The organism is Ruegeria halocynthiae (assembly GCF_900106805.1).
GTDB classification, from domain to species: domain Bacteria; phylum Pseudomonadota; class Alphaproteobacteria; order Rhodobacterales; family Rhodobacteraceae; genus Ruegeria; species Ruegeria halocynthiae.
This window is the reverse complement of sequence record NZ_FNNP01000003.1, coordinates 54,194-72,309: the sequence shown is the minus strand read 5'-3', so window position 1 is coordinate 72,309 and position 18,116 is coordinate 54,194. Positions and strand designations below refer to the sequence as shown.

Here is an 18,116-nt window from a genome sequence, read left to right as displayed (position 1 = left end):
TTCAGCGAGGGCGATGGATATGGGCGCTTTGCACGATGCCAAAGGCTGCCATCAGAACAAGCATGGCCGAGCCGCCGTAGCTGACCATTGGCAGGGGTACACCGACGACCGGCGCCAGCCCCATCACCATCGACATGTTGACGGCAAAGAACAGGAAGAAGTTCAGCGCGATGCCCAATGTCACCAAAGATGAGAACCGATCTTTGGTCGATAGGGCTGTGACCATGCAGAAAATCAAGATTAGGCCGTAGAGGACCAACAGGGTGATGCCGCCGACAAACCCAAATTCCTCAGCCAGGGTGGTGAAGATGAAATCGGTGTGCTTCTCGGGCAGAAAGTTCAGGCGTGACTGCGTGCCCTGCATGAACCCGCGCCCGTTCCAACCGCCCGAACCCAGCGCGATCTTGGACTGCGTGATGTGATATCCCGCGCCCAATGGATCCGTTGAAGGGTCCAGAAACGTATCAATGCGGCGGAACTGATAGTCCTTCAGCAACTGCCAGTCTGTCCCTCGGCTGTTGAACACTGTCGCAATCAATCCGACCACCGCCGCGATGACAGCCGCGAAATAGGCCCAGTGGACTCCGGCCAGAAACATAAGACCGCCACCCGCTGCCAGCAGCAGGATCGAGGTTCCCAAATCAGGCTGTTTCAGGACCATGAACGTCGGAATCAGGATCAGAAGGACTGGTATCATCACCCAGAGCGGACGCGATGTCTTGTGGGCGGGCAACCAGTCGTAATAGGCGGCCAGCACCATCACCAGCGCGACTTTCATCACCTCTGATGGCTGCAACCGCATGAAACCCAGGTCGATCCAGCGCTGTGCGCCCATGCCGATGGTGCCAAAAAGTTCAACAACAACAAGCAAGCCAATTGAGCCAAGATAAGCTACAACTGACATGTTGCGCCAAAACCAGATCGGCACCAGTGCAATGATGAACATGGCTGTCAGGCCCAAGCCGAACCGTTCCATCTGAGGTTCTGCCCACGGCATCCAAGACCCACCTGCGACTGAATACAGCATCAGGAACCCGGCACAGGCGACGCTGACCAAAAGCAGTGTCAGCGGCCAGTTCATATACAGAAATTTGCGGAATCCTGACGGCGTGGATTTAACGGCATATTCAAGATAGCTCATGCGCGGTCCTTTTCGTCAGGACGCGCTTTGGGGCGGCGGTCACCCTCAAGCCGTTTTTGCTGTTCCTTGATGCGTTCGCGGTCGCCAGCCGGGTAGGCTTCGAGGGGCGGTGTGCCGTTGTAGAGCGCCTGAAGCATGATGTCGCGCGCGACCGGGGCTGCAGCCTTGGAGCCGCCACCGCCGTGTTCCACGACAACGGCTACGGCGTATTTCGGATTGTCGTAAGGCGCGAAGCTGACGAACAGCGCGTGATCCCGACGCTCCCATGGCAGGTCTTCGTTGCGGATCACCCCTGCAGCGCGTTCTGCCTTGGTAATGTTACGCACCTGACTGGTGCCCGTTTTGCCGGCCATGCGGAACTCATCAGCGATGATCCGGCTGCGATACGCCGTACCGCGCCGATTATTCGACACAGAGAACATCGCTCTTCGCACTTGCTCTAGGTTATTGCGGTTTATCGGCAATGCTTCGCCCGCGCCCGTGGGCTGTTCAACTCCATTAACCGAGCGGACAAGGCGTGGTGTCACGGCCCGGCCGGTGGCCAGCCGCGCAGTCATGACCGCCAGTTGCAGCGGTGAGGCGAGCATAAAGCCTTGGCCGATCGAAGCGTTTGCGGTGTCGCCGACCAACCAATCCTGACCGTGGATCCGTTGCTTCCATTCCTGGTTGGGCGCAAGCCCCGAGGCAACGGCAGACATGGGAATGTCATGTTTGACACCCAACCCGAACGTGCGCGCCATCTCGGAAATTCTGTCGATTCCGACGCGCAGAGCCACATCGTAATAATACACATCACAACTGCGCTTGAGCGAGGTTTCAAGTTCGACCGTTCCGTGCCCGCCGCGTTTCCAGCAATGGAAACGACGGCTGCCCACCTTCAGGTGGCCAGGGCAATAGACCGTACTGGAAGGGCTGATCACGCCCGCTTCGAGCGCGGCCATGGCAGTGATCATTTTGAATGTCGATCCGGGTGGATAGGTGCCTTGCACTGTCTTGTTGGCCAGGGGACGGTACTTATTTTGCGTCAGCATCTGGTAATCTGCCACAGAAATACCGCGGACGAACAGGTTGGGATCGAAACTTGGGGCCGAGCTGATGGCGCGAATGTCACCGGTCTCGCAATCGATCACAACGGCAGCGGCGCTTTCCCCGGCTAAACGCGCCTGAGCATATTGCTGCAGATTGGCATCGACCGACAGCTGCAGATCAGCCCCGGCTTCGCCGACCTGACGGTCCAGTTCCCGCATCACCCGGCCTGTGGCGTTGACCTCGACCCGTTTGGCGCCTGCCTTGCCGCGCAAGCTGATTTCCTGCTTGGCTTCCAGTCCGACCTTGCCAATCTGGAAGCGGGGAATGCGCAGGACGGGTTCGGGATCTTCGATCTGGCTCAGGTCATAGTCGCTGACCGGACCGACATAGCCGACAACATGGGCGAAGTCTTCGTAGCGCGGATACTGGCGTGTCGAACCGACTTCGGGTGTGACACCGGGTAGGGCCGGAGCGTTGACCGCAACCTTCGAGATATCCTCCCACGTGACCTGATCGGCCAATGTGACAGGCAGGAACGGGGCCGAGCGGCGCATTTCCGTCTTCGCGCGCTCAATCTCATCCCTGGTCAGCGGGATCAGTTCGGAGAGTTTGGAGATGACCTGATCGATGTCGCCCGCGTCCTCGCGAACGATGACGATGCGATAAGACGGTGAGTTTTGCCCAATGGTCTGCCCGTTTCGGTCATAAATCCGGCCCCGGGTCGGTGGGATTAGGCGGATGTTGATACGGTTTTCTTCGGCCAGCAAGCGATACTCATCCGCCTGATCCACCTGCATGAACCGCATCCGGGCAGCCAAGCCGCCGACAAAGGCCACCTGTAAACCACCCAGGATCAATGCGCGGCGCGGCAGGCGTTTGTAGGCCAGACCCTGAGGCTTTGGTTTACGCTGCTTCATGATCTCACCCGTGGCATCGTGCTGTCTGCGACCGATTTACGCCGCACGCCAAATGCGCTTTGGCTGAACAAAACCATCACGGGATAGATTGCGATTGTCAGAACCACTTGTGCCACCACCGGTCCCAGTGTTGCCTGTTGTACTGACAAGATAGCAAGAATGAGACGATTGAGTACAAACACAACTGTGATCACCGCCCCGACAGTTGTCCATTCGCTGACGAACCCGGTGTCTTTCATGCCCACAGCAGCTGAGTGCAGATATGCGGCCCCCAGAACCACCAAGGCGGCCAGCAGGCCGGGTGGACGCTGCAACAGTAAATCCGCTGTGAACATGACTATGGCAATCATTAGGATCGGAACATATTCGGGCCGTCGCAGAACCCAGGCGTAGGTGAGCGCGATCAATACATCCGGAAATGGAAGGCGATCGGGCTTTGCATCCAATGGCAACAGGTGCAGAAACAACACAAACACGGACAGCGCGACATACAGGCTGCGCTTGACCCAAAGGTATGAGGCAGACCTATCCATCGTTGGCCTCTTGCGGTGTCAAAGATGCCTCGGGTCGCCGTGGGCCGACGATATCTCCGGATTCGGTTATCGGCGGCGCCGATTGATAGCGCAGGACACGCAGGAACTCGAGTCGTTCGAAATCGGCTGATAACCGAACACGCAGCCTGCCACCCGGATCAACCGTGATCTGGCCGATCAGTAATCCTCCGGGGAAGACGCCCCCATCGCCTGAGGTAATAACCCGGTCACCGGGGCGGACCAATTCCCGGTTTTCAAGAAACTCCACCGAAGGTGCAGAACTATTGTCGCCTGCGATCAGCGCTGTTTGGCCCGATGGTTGGATGGTGGCCGGGATAGCGCTTGAAGCATCGGTCATCAGGATCACGCGGGCCGTGTCCGGACCTACGCCCGAGATACGCCCGACCACGCCGATCCCGTCCATGGTGGCCCAACCATCCATAATGCCGTCCCGCTCACCGACATTCAGAAGTACCGATTGCCGGAAGGGTGAGCCGCTGTCGGCCATCACAACTCCGGTGACATAGGTCAGGCGCGGATCAAGCCGCACGTTGTTCAGATCCAGCAGGCGGGCGTTCTCCTGCTCCAGCTGCAAAGCGGCCTCTTTCCAAGCGCGCATCAGGCGCAATTCGCTGCGCAGCTCCTGATTTTGTTCGCTAAGGCGTTGGTAGCTTTGGAAGTCACGAGTGAGGTTGATCAATGCGGTGACGGGCACCATCGCCCATTCCATCGAAGGCACCACCTTGTCCACTACCTGCGCACGGAATCTTTCGACGCGGGGGCTATCGATGCGCCAGACTAGAAAGATCGCCAGCAGGCACAGAACAACTATCCCCAAAAGCAATCTGCGCAAGGGGGTGGTGTATTCGTCGCGCTGTGATCGGTCCTTTGCCACAGGACTCCTTCCCGTGCTGCTCTTGCCCGAGTGTTCACCCCCAAAGGGTGCGCGCCTTAGCTATCGTAGTCAATCGCGTGGCGCAGTTGTTTTTCGTATTCCAGCGCCTTGCCGGTGCCCAAAGCCACACAATTCAGGCTTTCATCGGCAATCGACACGGCCAGACCAGTCTGTTCGCGCAGCGCAAGATCCAGATCGCCCAGCAGCGCGCCACCGCCTGTCAGCATCACACCCCGGTCAACGATATCAGCCGCCAGATCGGGCGGCGTGGTTTCCAGAGCGGTCATCACCGCCTCGCAAATCTGCTGGACAGGTTCCGAGAGGGCCTCGGCCACCTGGGCCTGACTGATTTCGATTTCCTTAGGGACACCGTTCAACAGGTCGCGACCCCGGATGTGCATCGACTGGCCGCGCCCGTCATCGGGCATACGGGCTGTGCCAATGGTGGTCTTGATGCGCTCAGCTGTGGATTCCCCGACCAACAGGTTCTGCTGGCGGCGCAAGTACGAGATGATGGCCTCATCCATGCGGTCTCCACCGACGCGAACCGAGCGGGCATAAACGATATCACCCAGCGACAGGACCGCAACCTCGGTAGTACCACCACCGATATCGACGACCATGTTGCCCGTCGGATCGGTGATCGGCATTCCTGCGCCAATGGCCGCAGCGATGGGCTCGGCGATCAGACCTGCGCGGCGGGCGCCTGCGGACAGAACCGACTGGCGGATCGCACGTTTTTCCACCGGGGTTGCGCCATGCGGAACGCAGACGATGATCTTGGGTTTCGAGAAGGTCGAGCGTCTGTGCACCTTGCGGATGAAATGTTTGATCATTTCCTCGGCAGTATCAAAGTCGGCAATCACACCTTCGCGCATCGGACGGATCGCCTCGATCGAACCGGGGGTCCGCCCCAGCATCAGTTTGGCGTCCTCGCCGACGGCCAGAACCTTCTTTACACCGTCCTTGACGTGGTAGGCTACGACTGACGGTTCAGAGAGAATTACGCCGCGCCCCTTGACATACACCAGCGTGTTCGCTGTCCCAAGGTCGATGGCCATGTCCGCTGTGAACAGGCCGCCCAGATTGCCAAAGATGCCCATATTTCCCCTGATCCCGTTTGTCAGAATTTCCACTGCCCGCGACTCGACGGTTCCGGGACGGATGCCTTATAGGGTGCCAACTCTCCCGGTAAAAGGGCTGATTCCGCGATAGTCAGCACCTTTCCGCCTTATTGATAGGGACTTTAGAAGGCAAAATGCTCTCATATCAACATATTTACCACGCTGGAAATCTAGCTGACGTACAAAAGCACGCATTATTGGCATGGACGCTGCAGTATCTGACCCGCAAGGACAAGCCGCTCAGCTATATTGAAACGCATTCCGGGCGTGGGTTGTATCAGCTTGACGTGGCCGAGGCGATCCGAACCCAGGAAGCGGCTGCCGGGATCGCACGCGCGCAGCGAGAGGGTTGGTTTGATCCCGACCATCCGATGGCGCGTGTGTTGGAGGGGGTGCAGGCCCGCCATGGTGCGGCATCCTATCCGGGTTCGCCGCTGATTGCCGCGAACCTGCTGCGCGATCAGGACAGTTTGCATTTCGCCGAGCTACATCCGCAGGAGTTTTCCGCACTTTCGCTTACGTTGTCGCCGTTTGGAGCAAAGGTCTATCAGCAAGATGGCTTTGAATTGGCTCAGTCTTTGTTGCCTCCGACACCCCGGCGGGGGATGTTGCTGATTGATCCCAGCTATGAGGTGAAAGCGGATTATGACCGTTTGCCGGGCGTGATCGCCAGGCTGCATCGAAAATGGAATGTGGGGGTGATAGCGCTGTGGTATCCGATCCTGGCGGATGGGCGTCATTTACACATGATCTCAGCGCTGAAATCCGCGGGCTATCCAAAGGCTGTTTGCCACGAAGTGACCTTCCCTCCGGCACGTGAGGGGCATCGGATGGTCGGGTCCGGTATGTTCCTGCTGAACGCGCCTTTTGGCATCGAAGACGAGATGGCCCGTCTTTCAGAGGCATTTGCGCATCTTTGAGTGTATTTGGTCAAAATAAAAAGAGAAGCTCCTGCCTCGTTTGTCAGCATCAGAGATACCACCAAACGAGCTAGGCCCGGCAGCGCACCTGTGGTGCGCTGCCGGGCCCAAAGCCGCAAAGGGGTTCGGCGAAGCCGGGCACCTGCGGGTGCGGGAGCCTTTGGCCCTTTGATCAGGTCAAGTCTTTGTAGCTGATTTCGCGCGTGTCCGCACCCGGTCCAGCTTTTTCGCGACGCATGATCAGGCGATTCAGCGCGTGGATATAAGCCTTGGCCGAAGCAACGACCGTATCGGTATTAGCCGATTGACCTGTGGCGATCATGCCATCTTCTTCCAGCCGGACCGAAACGGTGGCTTGCGCGTCTGTGCCTTCGGTCACCGCATGCACCTGATACAGCTGCAGATGGGCCTTGTTTGGGTATATCGCGCGGATTGCCCTGAACGTCGCGTCCACCGGACCGTCGCCATGTTCAGTGGCGATGACATCTTTACCATCAAACTCAAGCTCGACCGTTGATTCAGCCTGACCACCAGTGCCGCAGGTCACTTTCATCGACACCAGTTGCAGGCGATCATCGTCGTCATCCAGAGACATCAAGGCGATCAGGTCGTCGTCAAAGACTTCTTTTTTTCGGTCTGCCAGATCCTTGAAGCGAACGAAAATATCCCTGAGCTGGTTGTCTCCGACCTCATAGCCCAGCGTCTCAAGCTTGTCGCGCAACGCAGCCCGGCCTGAGTGCTTGCCAAGTGGCAACGATGTTCCTGAAAGACCAATATCCTCGGGCCGCATGATCTCAAAATTTTCGCGGTTCTTCAGCATCCCGTCCTGGTGAATGCCGCTTTCATGGGCAAACGCGTTCTTACCGACGATGGCCTTGTTGAACTGGACAGGGAAGCCCGCCACGGTCGCCACACGGCGCGAGATATGCATGATCTTGGTAGTGTCGATGCCGGTATGCCAAGGCATGATGTCATTGCGCGTACGCAGCGCCATTACAACTTCTTCCAGCGCGGTGTTGCCTGCGCGTTCGCCAAGGCCGTTGATGGTGCATTCTATCTGGCGCGCCCCGCCTGCGACAGCGGCCAGCGAATTCGCGGTCGCCATGCCAAGGTCGTTGTGACAATGCGTGGCAAAGATTACCTCATCCGCGCCGGGAACCGTTTCGATCAGGCATTTGATCAGGTCGGCGCTTTCCGCCGGAGCGGTGTAGCCCACGGTATCGGGGATGTTGATTGTGGTCGCACCCGCCTTGATTGCAATCTCGATCACGCGGCAAAGATAATCCCACTCGGTTCGGGTCGCATCCATCGGCGACCATTGTACGTTTTCGCACAGGTTCCGGGCATGGCTGACGGTTTCATGGATTTTGTTGGCCATCTCGTCCATCGTCAGGTTCGGAATGGCGCGGTGCAGCGGAGAGGTTCCGATGAATGTGTGAATCCGGTTCTTACCTGCGTGTTTCACCGCCTCCCAACAGCGGTCGATATCGGCGATATTGGCACGTGCAAGGCCGCAAATGCGGCTGTTTTTCGAACGCTCGGCGATCTCGGTCACCGCCTTGAAGTCCCCTTCCGAGGCGATTGGGAACCCGGCCTCGATAATATCGACCCCCATCTCATCGAGAAGCTCAGCAATCTCCAATTTCTCGTTGTGGGTCATCGTTGCGCCTGGGCTCTGCTCGCCGTCGCGCAAAGTGGTGTCGAAGATCAAGACGTGGTCTTGGTCGGTTACATTTGTCATTGGAATCTCTTTCTTCTTCTGTCCTAAGCCTATTGGCGCGCGGGCGTCCTCCTCTGAGCGGGCGCGCCGGATGGCACGCTCAGAGGCGGATTAGGATCAGTAGACCACGCAGCGACGCACCAAAGGGTGCGGCGTCGGCAAAGGCGATATCTGCGCGGTTGATCATGCGTTTAAGCTTATACAGCGCACACAACGAATGAAAAGTGAGAAAATGAGCCGCAGCGGAAATTGGGTGAGGTATTGAAGGGGACGTGATTTCGTCTAGCTCTGATGTCAAGGAAACCGCATTGATAATCGGCGCCTCGGGTGGCATTGGGCACGCGCTGAGCGATCACCTTAAGGCCCAGGGTACCGCGGTCACGCGTATGTCCAGATCCGCGGATGGGTTTGACTTGACCAAACCTGTTGTTGTCGCGCATAGGCTGGCACAACTCACCGACCCGTTCGATCTGATAGTTATCGCTTCGGGGGCGCTTGAGGTTGACGGGGCAGGGCCCGAGAAGTCGATGCGGGCGGTGTCAGCGCAAGCGATGTTGGATCAGTATGCTTTGAATGCGGTTGGCCCGGCCTTGGTGCTGAAACAGGCGCACCGGTTGTTGCCGCGTGATCGGAAATCGGTGATCGCGGTGCTTTCTGCGCGCGTCGGGTCGATACAAGACAACCGGCTTGGCGGTTGGGTAAGTTATCGGGCGGCCAAGGCGGCGGTAAACCAGATTGTCCATACAGCCGCAATTGAACTGGCACGCACACACAAACTATCTGTTTGCGTTGCTCTGCATCCCGGCACAGTTAAAACGGCGTTTACGCAGAAATATCTCGGCCGTCACCCGGCCGTCGAACCTGAAGAGGCGGCTGGCAATCTGCTTGCAGTGGTCAGGGGGCTTGCGCCATCTGACACCGGCGGTTTCTATGATTGGGCCGGACAGCCCGTGCCCTGGTAAAGCTTACTTAACCGTCGGTCGCGTCCGGGGTTTCCGCATCGGGTTCCGGGGTGCCGGTTTCGGTATCAGGAGCGGTCGTTTCTGGCGCATTCTCGGTTTCACGCGCCAGCGCGTCGTTCTCCCAGACACCTGTTTCAGTCTCGCCACCAGCGAAACGCATGGTGCCTTCGCCGTGGCGCTTATTGTCGCGGAAATTACCTTCGTACACATCGCCGGTCTCATAGGTCGCGGTGCCCGCGCCATTGATTTTTCCGTCGGCCCATTCGCCGGTATAGCTGTACCCGCCGGGCCGGGTGAGCGTGCCCATGCCGTGGCGCTTGCCATCCAGAAAATCGCCATCGTAAACGGTACCATCGGAAAACGTGGCTTTGCCCTTGCCTTGACGGATGCCATCCACCCAATCTCCGTCATAGCGATAGCCGTTGGCGAAGGTCAGAACGCCTTTGCCGTGGCTGCGGGCATTTCTGAACTGTCCTTTGTAGACCGTGCCGTTGGAATAGGTTGCGGTACCCGTGCCTTCGAACACGCCCGCGATCCACTCGCCGTCATAGACCGAACCGTCGGGATAGGTTGTCTGCCCTTTGCCATGGGGCAGATCGTCCTGAAAATCACCGACATAGACCGAGCCGTCAGGATAGATCATCTCACCCAGACCTTCGATCTGACCTTGCTGCCATTCGCCAATATACTGAAAACCGTCAGTGCCTTTGTATGCGCCCTGACCGTGGCGCTGATCATCGGCGTAATCGCCTTCGTAGGTCGCACCGTTGGCATAGATTGACTTGCCCTTGCCCTGTCGGCGATTGTTGACGAGATTGCCTTCGTACACATCACCATTGGGCTGGACCAGACGACCGGTGCCATGCATGTGATCTTCGACCCAGAACCCGTCATAGTTCATACCGTCGGCCCAGTTCTGAACACCCTGTCCGTGCCGCAGCCCGGCTTTTATCTCGCCGTTGTAGGTGCTGCCATCGGCATAGGTGATTTTGGCAGTGCCTTCTTTCAGCCCATCAATCCAGCCGCCGTCATAGACGTGACCATTCGGGTCGGTCAGCACACCCTGCCCATGGCGCCTGGCATCCTTGAAACTGCCTTGGTAACGCAGACCATTTGCGTATACGACAGTGCCAGAGCCATTTATGGCACCTTTGGACCATTCCCCTTCATAGCTCTGACCATCGGGGTACACGATCTTGCCCTGCCCTTCGGGCTGGCCTTTGGCAAAGTTACCTTCGTAGACCGAGCCATTCGCATAACGCGCTGTGCCCTGACCCTGAATCTCTCCTTCAACCCACTGACCGGAATACTCGAATCCGTTGGGCAGCCGATAGGTCCCCGTGCCATGCCGCAGCCCGTTCTCGAAAGTGCCCTCATAGACACCACCGACCTCGTCATCTGCGACGACAATCTGATCGTCCTGCTGGGCCACGGCGAATGGTGCCAGCATCGCGAGTGTTGCAGCGGTAAGTGTCGTGCGGATCGCTTTCATGTTCGTACCTGCCTGCGGTCGTCGTGATGCGTTTGTGTTGGCGCAAAACTAGGGCACCGCTGGGGGCAGAGCAACGGCTTTTGCCTCATTTGGCTTTCACTCGCGCTGTGATCTGCTAAATCCCTGAAAGACTGACGAGGGCAAGAGGGCAAAATGGCCGACCGTTTCCGCATCACTCTGGCGCAATTGAACCCAACAGTTGGGGATATCGAAGGGAACGCCGCCAAGGCTTTCGCTGCCTGGCAGAAAGGCCGTGCGGCACAGGCGGATCTGGTGGCGCTGCCCGAGATGTTCATCACCGGCTACAATACCCAGGATCTGGTGCTGAAGCCAGTGTTTCACCGCGCGGCAATGGATGCGGTGCAGGCTTTGGCCGAAGCGTGTGCGGATGGTCCTGCATTGGCGATCGGAGGTCCGTGGGTTGAGGATGGGAGCCTGTTCAATGCCTACCTGATCCTCAATGGCGGGCGGATTGTCAGCAAGGTTCTCAAGCATCATTTGCCGAATGAGACCGTCTTTGATGAAGTTCGCCTTTATGACGCGGGCCCGATGGGCGGGCCCTATGCGGTCGGCAATGTTCGGATCGGCAGCCCAATCTGCGAGGATGGCTGGCACGAGGATGTCGCCGAGACACTGGAAGAAACCGGCGCCGAGTTTTTGCTGATCCCCAACGGGTCACCTTATTTTCGAAACAAATATGATATCCGGCTGAACCATATGGTGGCGCGTACGGTCGAAACGGGGTTGCCCGTGATCTATTTGAACATGGTTGGCGGACAGGATGATCAGGTGTTCGACGGTGGAACCTTTGGTCTAAATCCGGGCGGTGCGCTTGCGTTTCGTATGCCAGTGTTTGACGAGGCCGTGGAGAACATCGATCTGCTGCGCGGTGACGTTGGCTGGCGGATCGATTCTGGCGAGGTGGCGGAGCAACCAGACGCGTGGGAGCAGGACTATCGCGCGATGGTTCAATCCCTGCGCGACTATATGGACAAGACCGGGTTCAATAAGGCGGTGTTGGGGCTGTCGGGGGGTGTCGACTCGGCGCTGGTGGCTGCGATTGCCGTAGATGCAATTGGGGCCGAAAACGTGCGCTGTGTCATGCTGCCCTCGGAATACACTAGCCAGGGCTCACTGGACGATGCCGAGGCCGTCGCAAAGGCGCTGGGCGCCCACTATGATTATGTTCCGATCTCCGAGGGCCGCGCCGCGGTGACCAACTCGCTTGCGCCTCTGTTCGCTGGGCGCGATGAGGACCTGACCGAGGAAAACATCCAGTCCCGTCTGCGCGGTCTGTTGCTGATGGCCATCTCGAACAAGTTTGGCGAGATGTTGCTGACCACCGGAAACAAGTCCGAGATCGCGGTGGGCTACGCGACCATCTATGGCGACATGAATGGTGGCTACAACCCGATCAAGGACCTGTACAAAACCCGCGTATTTGAGACCTGCCGCTGGCGCAACGCCAATCACCGGGACTGGATGATGGGCCCCGAGGGTGAGGTCATCCGCCCCTCGGTCATTGACAAGCCGCCAAGTGCCGAATTGCGCGAAGACCAGAAAGACAGCGACAGTCTGCCGGATTACCCTGTGCTGGACGCCATTCTGGATATTCTGGTGGATCAGGATGGCTCGATTTCGGATTGCGTTGCCGCAGGTTTTGATGAGGCTGAGGTGCGGCGGGTCGAACATCTGATTTATATCAGTGAATACAAACGTTTCCAGTCGGCGCCGGGTACACGGCTAACGCCACGAGCCTTTTGGTTGGACCGCCGCTATCCAATAGTGAATCGCTGGCGGGACCGGAACTAGGATCAGCCTTGACCCGTTTATTGTTGATGTATTTTCAGCAATGAGAAACTGCAGTGTAGATTGTTTATGAAATCCAGTCGGTTGCACGACGAAATTTCAGGTTTGCCTTGTACTTGAGTCTATTTTTTGCCACATTTGTGACAGGGGTTTGCCTCATGTGGGGCAAATATGACGCATTCCGGTAGGTTGGCCTGCCATTTTTAGAACCAATGACCGGGATTGTTGAACTGGGTAAAGGCGTCCGTGTTTGGGATGTCAGTAAAGGTATTGTTGGTCAAATGACGTATGGATACGATAAGCCGCTTCATGCTCCGCTGCAGTTGAAGCCGATGGAATCACTTCCGCGCGATCTTGATGAAGAGGCGCTGGATGTCGCGATTGCGGATATTCTGAACCAGGAAGATTCTGCTCGGAAACTGGACGCAGGACCGCCACCGCTGCGGCCTGAATTTCCCGTTTTGCAACCGCAGGAGTCGTCTGTGGCGCACGCAGATCTGGGACTCAGTTCGGTGCTGCGCCAGAAGTGGGCGCAACTGTCCGGGGCAGCCTGATCAAGGCGCACTTGCGCGGTGGGTTCCGCCGCGCATTGGCCGATTGGCCACAGGTTCCGGTAATTGCCGGGACTAGCATCTGTTCCACATTGCCAGCACAACCGTCTTCAGGCTGGATATCGCTTCGATGAACTAGCACCGAGCAGTTGATGCCTGGCCCCATTCCGACACCCGTTGAATCCGATCTCAGACTTCCCAAGCATGTGGATGTCGTTGTCATTGGGGGTGGAATAATCGGAGCCTCGACCGCCTTTGAATTGGCTGAGCGGGGTGTTTCTGTCCTGTTGTGCGAGAAAGGCCGGATTGCGGGCGAACAGAGCTCACGCAATTGGGGCTGGGTGCGCCTCGGTATGCGCGATCCGCGTGAGATTCCATTAATGCAGGAGGCGATTCGCATCTGGCATGGGCTGGATGCGCGTCTTGGGCGGGCAACGGGCTACGTCCAATCGGGGATATTGTTCGGCGCATCGGGCAGGCGGGATGATGAGAATCTGAGGCGATGGCTGCAGCATGTCGAGGGGCAGCAGACTGGTGCCCGAATGGTGATCGGCCCGGAACTGGGCGCATTGTTGTCGGACAATAACTTAAAGCTGCAATCTGCGCTTTACATGCCACAGGATGGACGGGCCGAGCCGCAATGGGCTGCACCCGCGATCGCCGAGGCGGCCCGCGATCGCGGGGCCGCGATCATGACACAATGCGCAGTTCGAAGCGTCGATCTTGAGGCAGGCCGTATCTCTGGTGTCTTCACCGAGCGTGGGCGTGTGGGCTGCAGTCAGGTTGTGCTGGCTGGCGGGGCTTGGTCTCGTCTGTTTGCAGGCAACGCGGGGATCGCTCTGCCCCAGCTGAAAGTGCTGAACACGGTCATGAGAACCTCACCGGTTGAGCCGGGTCGCGAGGTGTCGCTCTGGAGTGATGAATTTGCCATTCGAAAACGCTCGGACGGGGGGTACACCATCGCTTCGGGCCACGAAAATACTGTGGATATCGTCCCTGACAGTTTCCGCCTTGGGCTGCAATTCCTGCCCGCTTTTCGGCAAGAGTGGCGTTCCCTGCGGTTTCGCTTATCCCATCGCTGGATGACCGAGGCCAAACAGGACAGGACGTGGTTGCCGACGGATGTGACGCCGTTTGAACACTGCCGGGCTCTGGATCCCGAACCTTCTCAGAAAGTGTTGCGGCAGGCATGGTCCAGCGCCCGCAAAGGGATGCCCGCGCTGGAAGGGGCGGAAATCGTCCAAAGCTGGGCCGGATTGATTGATGTTACCCCGGATGCGATTCCGGTTATCTCAAAGGTTGACGCAGTGCCGGGTCTGCATATCGCAACTGGTTTCTCTGGTCATGGGTTCGGGATTGGGCCTGCCGCAGGTCGGCTGACTGCCGATATCGTCACCGAAAGTGCGCCTGTCGTTGATCCGGCCGCCTTTCGCCTGTCCCGTTTCACGGATGGTTCAAAGGTGCGGCCGGACCCCGGCTATTAGAGCTTAACCCATCATCTGATAACTGACTGGCACGAAGCGGAACCCGTCGCCACGGGTTTCGACATAACCGGCGGCTGGGAAGGGCATGTGATAGCCGATCATTGGCACTTTATCTGCCGCCAGCATACCCAGCACATTCCGGCGCGAAGCGGTCGCGGCGGCGGCATCCATGTCAAAGCTGAATGGCCATTCGGGGCGTGCGAAGGACCACACGTAATGGTTCGCAAGATCAGCAGTCAGAACCAGTCGTTGGCCATTGCTTTCCAGATGGTAAGCAGTGTGGCCGGGCGTATGACCATGAGCCGCGACAGCAGTAATCCCCGAGGCTACCTCGCCGCCATCTTCAATAAACGTCATTTTTTCGGCCTGAGGCGTAACCTTTGCCGCGACCATATCTCCAACACGGTTTCCCGCATCCAGCGCAGACCAGAAATCGTATTCTGGCGCTGCGGTCACAAAACGCGCATTTGCGAATGTCGGCGCGTCATTCGTCGTCATGCCGCCGATATGGTCGGGATGCATATGAGTGATCACGACCACATCAATCTGGTCGGGCGTGACACCCGCATCAGCCAGTGCCGCCTGAATACCACCTTGTCCCAACCCCGTGTCGAACAGCACCAGTTCGGAACCGGTGTGGACAAGTGTCGGAGTGAAGAAGAATTGGGCGATATCGGTGGGCACGAAGTTTTCCGCCGAAACGGCCGCAAATTGGTCCTCCGCGACATCAGCGGCGAACAGCGACTTTGGGTCGTCACGCGGGACACTGCCGTCCAGCAATGTTGTGACGGTGAAATCACCTAGCTGGAACGATTTGGCGATGGTCGAATTTGCCTTGGTTGGCTCACTCGCTGCAAAAACCGGAGCTGCTGCGGACGCAAAAGGCAATGCGGCTGCGGCACTCAAAGCCGCTCTGCGCGTCAATTTGATGGTCATGTCTAAGTCTCCCTGTCAGAACGCCAGTGTTAGAGTTAGGTCAGTGCGGGCCTGTTGCCAGTTATAGGCACAATAGATGGGCTGCGTGGATGAATATTACGTGTTAATTTTTGTTCATGGCGCGATCAGAGAACAAAACCGTACCAACCGGACACAGCGTTCCCGCGTTTCTTGCGGGCGTGCTGCCCGCGCGAAAGGCGGAAGAGGCGCAGGTGTTGGAAAAGCTGTTTCGCGAAACCACGGGTTTTGTACCTGTGATGTGGGGGCCTTCGATCATCGGCTACGGCCGGTACCACTATCGCTATGCGTCCGGGCGCGAGGGTGATTTTTTGGCGACCGGGTTTTCGCCGCGCAAGGCCGCGCATTCCATCTATATCATGCCGGGATATGCTGATTTTGGGGATATCCTGTCGAGATTGGGAAAACACAAGCTGGGGAAGTCTTGCCTTTATGTGAACAAGCTGCCCGACATCGATCTTGATGTGCTGTCCGAACTCATCAAAGCCGGTCTTGAGCATCTGGACAACTTGTGGCCGGTTGAACCGGCCTGAAAGCCTCTGCTGGACAAAAACACGCCCATGTGAGATGAGCCGCGCCAACAGGAGACTTCCATGACCACGACCCGTTTTGCCCCGTCGCCCACCGGTTACATCCATGTGGGCAACCTGCGCACCGCCCTGATGAACTATTTGATCGCCCGCAAGGCTGGCGGCACGTTCATTCTGCGCATCGATGACACTGATCCTGAGCGATCAAAAGAAGAATATGTCGATGCGATCAAGCAGGATATGGAGTGGCTGGGTCTGCATTGGGACCGGGTTGAACGTCAGTCGGACCGCCTGGACCGTTATGCGGAAGCTGCCGACAAGCTGCGCGAGATAGGTCGCTTCTATGAGGCGTTCGAGACACCCACCGAGCTGGACCTCAAGCGCAAGAAACAACTGAACATGGGCAAGCCGCCGGTCTATGACCGTGCAGCGCTGAACCTCAGTGAGGCCGAGAAAGAAGCCCTGCGCGCCGAGCGTGGCAATGGAGTCTGGCGGTTCAAACTAAACCGTGAGCGTATCGAGTGGAATGATGGCATTCTGGGCGACATCTCGATCGATGCCGCCTCGGTATCCGATCCGGTGCTGATCCGGGGCGATGGTCAGGTGCTTTATACGATCGCATCGGTCGTGGACGACACCGAGATGGGTGTGACCGATGTGGTTCGTGGATCGGACCATGTGACCAACACTGCGACGCAGATTCAGATCATTGAAGCGCTGGGCGGGACTTGCCCGCGTTTCGCGCACCATTCGCTGCTGACAGGCCCGCAGGGCGAGGCGCTGTCCAAGCGTCTGGGCACGCTGGCCCTGCGCGATTTGCGAGAGCAGGGCGTGCAGCCAATGGCTCTGCTAAGCCTGATGGCGCGTCTGGGATCGTCTGATCCGGTTGAGCTGCGCTCGGATATGGCAGAGTTGATCGACGGCTTTGACGTGAGCCGTTTTGGCGCAGCACCCACCAAGTTCGACGTGCAAGACCTGTTCCCGCTGACCGCAAAGTATCTGCAATCCCTGCCGTTGGCCGATGTGGCCGAGGCCGTTGCCGAGGCAGGTGCTCCCTCTGAACTGGCAGAACCGTTCTGGGCTATGGCACGCGAAAACATCACCACCTTGAGCGATCTCAAAGGCTGGTGGGAGCTTTGCCGCGATGGGGCAGAACCCCTGATCGCCGACGAAGACCGCGAATTCATCGCCGAAGCCATGACCCTGCTGCCCGAAGGCCCGTTTGATGCGGAGACATGGGGCACCTGGACAAAGGCGGTGAAAGAAGCAACCGGTCGCAAGGGCAAAGGCCTGTTCATGCCGCTGCGCAAAGCGCTAACAGGGATGGAGCGCGGGCCAGAGATGGCGACCTTGCTGCCGCTGCTGCAGGTGATCCGCGTGCGCGGCTGACTTAAGGGCCAGAGCTTTAGAATATGAAGGAGGCAGGCAAATCGCCTGCCTTTCTTTGTTCCCCGGGTTGAAATACGCACGCCGCAACGCGTTGCAGGCGGTCATCCACGAATTCGGTCTCGACCTGTTTCAACTGCTGGTGGCGGGGATAGCGCGGTTCGGCACGATCATTCAAAATCGGCGCGTCCCAGCCATCGGTTGTGGCAAAGAACCGATCCGCGCCCTCGGGTCCAAATGCCCTCAGATAGCCTTGCACAACAACATCGATATAGCTCAGCAGCAGCGGATGGTGATTGCTGGGTGCGGTATGCCGGTCATGGGGAACCGCATAGACGGCGATTTCAGCCTCTTGCTTCAGCGTATGTGTTACCGACTGCGTGGCAGGCACACGATCATAGGCCCATTCCCTTTCGTCCAGTGCGGCCCAGTCATCTCGGGGCACATGGGCGATCATACCATCGATTTCTGACGCAGGATCCGGGATTGCCGTCAGAAACGCGACCGGGCGTAAATCGGTATGCCGCCATGCCCTCCGCCATCCCTTCAGACGCGCAGGGCGCGGGTCGGGAAAGTCGTGTGTCGACAGGTTCACGAGGCTGCCATAGCCGAAGAAATAAGGGTCTGCCATGCGGGTCGTGTCCTTCTTTGACGATTGATGTATGTCAA

General features: G+C 58.1%; 16 protein-coding genes. 7 read left to right on the top strand and 9 right to left on the bottom strand.

The window, feature by feature from the left end; translation table 11 throughout:
• Window position 1 precedes the first annotated feature (1 nt).
• From rodA to BLU89_RS10955, 5 genes are read right to left on the bottom strand one after another with little or no spacing between them, the layout of a single operon-like run.
• Window positions 2-1,141 carry a rod shape-determining protein RodA gene (rodA, locus tag BLU89_RS10975; protein ID WP_074736884.1) on the bottom strand — a complete coding sequence of 380 codons (1,140 nt, stop codon included), beginning with the start codon at window positions 1,139-1,141 and terminating at the stop codon, window positions 2-4.
• Window positions 1,138-3,087 (bottom strand): penicillin-binding protein 2, encoded by a 1,950-nt coding sequence (gene mrdA / locus BLU89_RS10970; RefSeq protein WP_074736883.1) that lies wholly within the window; start codon window positions 3,085-3,087, stop codon window positions 1,138-1,140. Before mrdA ends, rodA begins: the two co-directional genes overlap by 4 nt.
• Window positions 3,084-3,620 carry a rod shape-determining protein MreD gene (locus BLU89_RS10965; protein ID WP_074736882.1) on the bottom strand — a complete coding sequence of 179 codons (537 nt, stop codon included), beginning with the start codon at window positions 3,618-3,620 and terminating at the stop codon, window positions 3,084-3,086. Before BLU89_RS10965 ends, mrdA begins: the two co-directional genes overlap by 4 nt.
• On the bottom strand, window positions 3,613-4,515 hold the full coding sequence (mreC, locus tag BLU89_RS10960; RefSeq protein ID WP_074736881.1) for a rod shape-determining protein MreC: 903 nt from the start codon (window positions 4,513-4,515) through the stop codon (window positions 3,613-3,615). The genes BLU89_RS10965 and mreC overlap by 8 nt, the downstream gene beginning before the upstream one ends.
• A 56-nt stretch (window positions 4,516-4,571) precedes the next feature.
• A complete protein-coding gene (locus tag BLU89_RS10955) occupies window positions 4,572-5,618 on the bottom strand; it encodes a rod shape-determining protein (protein WP_074736880.1) in 1,047 nt (348 codons plus the stop codon).
• Between the two features lie 155 nt (window positions 5,619-5,773).
• Here BLU89_RS10955 and BLU89_RS10950 point away from each other — a divergent pair, with 155 nt between their 5' ends.
• Window positions 5,774-6,559 (top strand): 23S rRNA (adenine(2030)-N(6))-methyltransferase RlmJ, encoded by a 786-nt coding sequence (locus BLU89_RS10950; protein ID WP_074736879.1) that lies wholly within the window; start codon window positions 5,774-5,776, stop codon window positions 6,557-6,559.
• A 172-nt stretch (window positions 6,560-6,731) separates the two neighbouring features.
• On the opposite strand, the gene BLU89_RS10945 is transcribed toward BLU89_RS10950, so the two are convergent.
• On the bottom strand, window positions 6,732-8,300 hold the full coding sequence (locus tag BLU89_RS10945) for a 2-isopropylmalate synthase (RefSeq protein WP_074736878.1): 1,569 nt from the start codon (window positions 8,298-8,300) through the stop codon (window positions 6,732-6,734).
• Between the two features lie 287 nt (window positions 8,301-8,587).
• On the opposite strand from BLU89_RS10945, the gene BLU89_RS10940 reads away from it, so the two are divergent.
• Window positions 8,588-9,241 carry an SDR family NAD(P)-dependent oxidoreductase gene (locus BLU89_RS10940; protein WP_245709744.1) on the top strand — a complete coding sequence of 218 codons (654 nt, stop codon included), beginning with the start codon at window positions 8,588-8,590 and terminating at the stop codon, window positions 9,239-9,241.
• Between the two features lie 7 nt (window positions 9,242-9,248).
• On the opposite strand, the gene BLU89_RS10935 is transcribed toward BLU89_RS10940, so the two are convergent.
• Complete coding sequence (locus tag BLU89_RS10935; protein WP_074736877.1) at window positions 9,249-10,733, bottom strand: 2-isopropylmalate synthase; 1,485 nt, start codon at window positions 10,731-10,733, stop codon at window positions 9,249-9,251.
• Window positions 10,734-10,886: 153 nt separating this feature from the next.
• Between BLU89_RS10935 and BLU89_RS10930 the strand changes: the two genes are divergently transcribed.
• From BLU89_RS10930 to BLU89_RS10920, 3 genes are all read left to right on the top strand, one after another.
• Window positions 10,887-12,545 (top strand): NAD+ synthase, encoded by a 1,659-nt coding sequence (locus BLU89_RS10930; RefSeq protein ID WP_074736876.1) that lies wholly within the window; start codon window positions 10,887-10,889, stop codon window positions 12,543-12,545.
• A 209-nt stretch (window positions 12,546-12,754) separates the two neighbouring features.
• Window positions 12,755-13,096, top strand: a complete 342-nt coding sequence (locus BLU89_RS10925; RefSeq protein ID WP_074736875.1) for a hypothetical protein — start codon at window positions 12,755-12,757, stop codon at window positions 13,094-13,096.
• A gap of 149 nt (window positions 13,097-13,245) precedes the next feature.
• On the top strand, window positions 13,246-14,577 hold the full coding sequence (locus tag BLU89_RS10920; protein ID WP_074736874.1) for an NAD(P)/FAD-dependent oxidoreductase: 1,332 nt from the start codon (window positions 13,246-13,248) through the stop codon (window positions 14,575-14,577).
• A gap of 3 nt (window positions 14,578-14,580) precedes the next feature.
• Here BLU89_RS10920 and BLU89_RS10915 read toward each other — a convergent pair whose 3' ends face one another.
• Window positions 14,581-15,513 (bottom strand): MBL fold metallo-hydrolase, encoded by a 933-nt coding sequence (locus BLU89_RS10915; protein WP_074736873.1) that lies wholly within the window; start codon window positions 15,511-15,513, stop codon window positions 14,581-14,583.
• Window positions 15,514-15,629: 116 nt separating this feature from the next.
• Between BLU89_RS10915 and BLU89_RS10910 the strand changes: the two genes are divergently transcribed.
• Entirely contained in the window at window positions 15,630-16,064 is a 435-nt protein-coding gene (locus BLU89_RS10910) for a DUF1801 domain-containing protein (protein WP_074736872.1), read from the top strand.
• A 60-nt stretch (window positions 16,065-16,124) separates the two neighbouring features.
• Window positions 16,125-17,450 carry a glutamate--tRNA ligase gene (gltX, locus tag BLU89_RS10905; protein ID WP_074736871.1) on the top strand — a complete coding sequence of 442 codons (1,326 nt, stop codon included), beginning with the start codon at window positions 16,125-16,127 and terminating at the stop codon, window positions 17,448-17,450.
• A gap of 16 nt (window positions 17,451-17,466) precedes the next feature.
• Here the strand turns inward: gltX and BLU89_RS10900 are convergent, their stop codons facing one another.
• Window positions 17,467-18,078, bottom strand: coding sequence for a gamma-glutamylcyclotransferase family protein (locus BLU89_RS10900; protein WP_074736870.1), 612 nt, complete (start codon window positions 18,076-18,078; stop codon window positions 17,467-17,469).
• Window positions 18,079-18,116 lie beyond the last annotated feature (38 nt).

Bases quoted from the DNA above. Each gene is read 5' to 3' on its own strand.
- BLU89_RS10915 (WP_074736873.1), bottom strand. From the start codon at position 15,513: ATGACCATCAAATTGACGCGCAGAGCGGCTTTGAGTGCCGCAGCCGCA.
- BLU89_RS10935 (WP_074736877.1), bottom strand. From the start codon at position 10,733: ATGAAAGCGATCCGCACGACACTTACCGCTGCAACACTCGCGATGCTG.
- BLU89_RS10930 (WP_074736876.1), top strand. From the start codon at position 10,887: ATGGCCGACCGTTTCCGCATCACTCTGGCGCAATTGAACCCAACAGTT.
- BLU89_RS10920 (WP_074736874.1), top strand. From the start codon at position 13,246: ATGCCTGGCCCCATTCCGACACCCGTTGAATCCGATCTCAGACTTCCC.
- BLU89_RS10965 (WP_074736882.1), bottom strand. From the start codon at position 3,620: ATGGATAGGTCTGCCTCATACCTTTGGGTCAAGCGCAGCCTGTATGTC.
- mrdA (WP_074736883.1), bottom strand. From the start codon at position 3,087: ATGAAGCAGCGTAAACCAAAGCCTCAGGGTCTGGCCTACAAACGCCTG.
- BLU89_RS10950 (WP_074736879.1), top strand. From the start codon at position 5,774: ATGCTCTCATATCAACATATTTACCACGCTGGAAATCTAGCTGACGTA.
- BLU89_RS10925 (WP_074736875.1), top strand. From the start codon at position 12,755: ATGACCGGGATTGTTGAACTGGGTAAAGGCGTCCGTGTTTGGGATGTC.
- BLU89_RS10955 (WP_074736880.1), bottom strand. From the start codon at position 5,618: ATGGGCATCTTTGGCAATCTGGGCGGCCTGTTCACAGCGGACATGGCC.
- rodA (WP_074736884.1), bottom strand. From the start codon at position 1,141: ATGAGCTATCTTGAATATGCCGTTAAATCCACGCCGTCAGGATTCCGC.
- BLU89_RS10945 (WP_074736878.1), bottom strand. From the start codon at position 8,300: ATGACAAATGTAACCGACCAAGACCACGTCTTGATCTTCGACACCACT.
- BLU89_RS10910 (WP_074736872.1), top strand. From the start codon at position 15,630: ATGGCGCGATCAGAGAACAAAACCGTACCAACCGGACACAGCGTTCCC.
- BLU89_RS10900 (WP_074736870.1), bottom strand. From the start codon at position 18,078: ATGGCAGACCCTTATTTCTTCGGCTATGGCAGCCTCGTGAACCTGTCG.
- gltX (WP_074736871.1), top strand. From the start codon at position 16,125: ATGACCACGACCCGTTTTGCCCCGTCGCCCACCGGTTACATCCATGTG.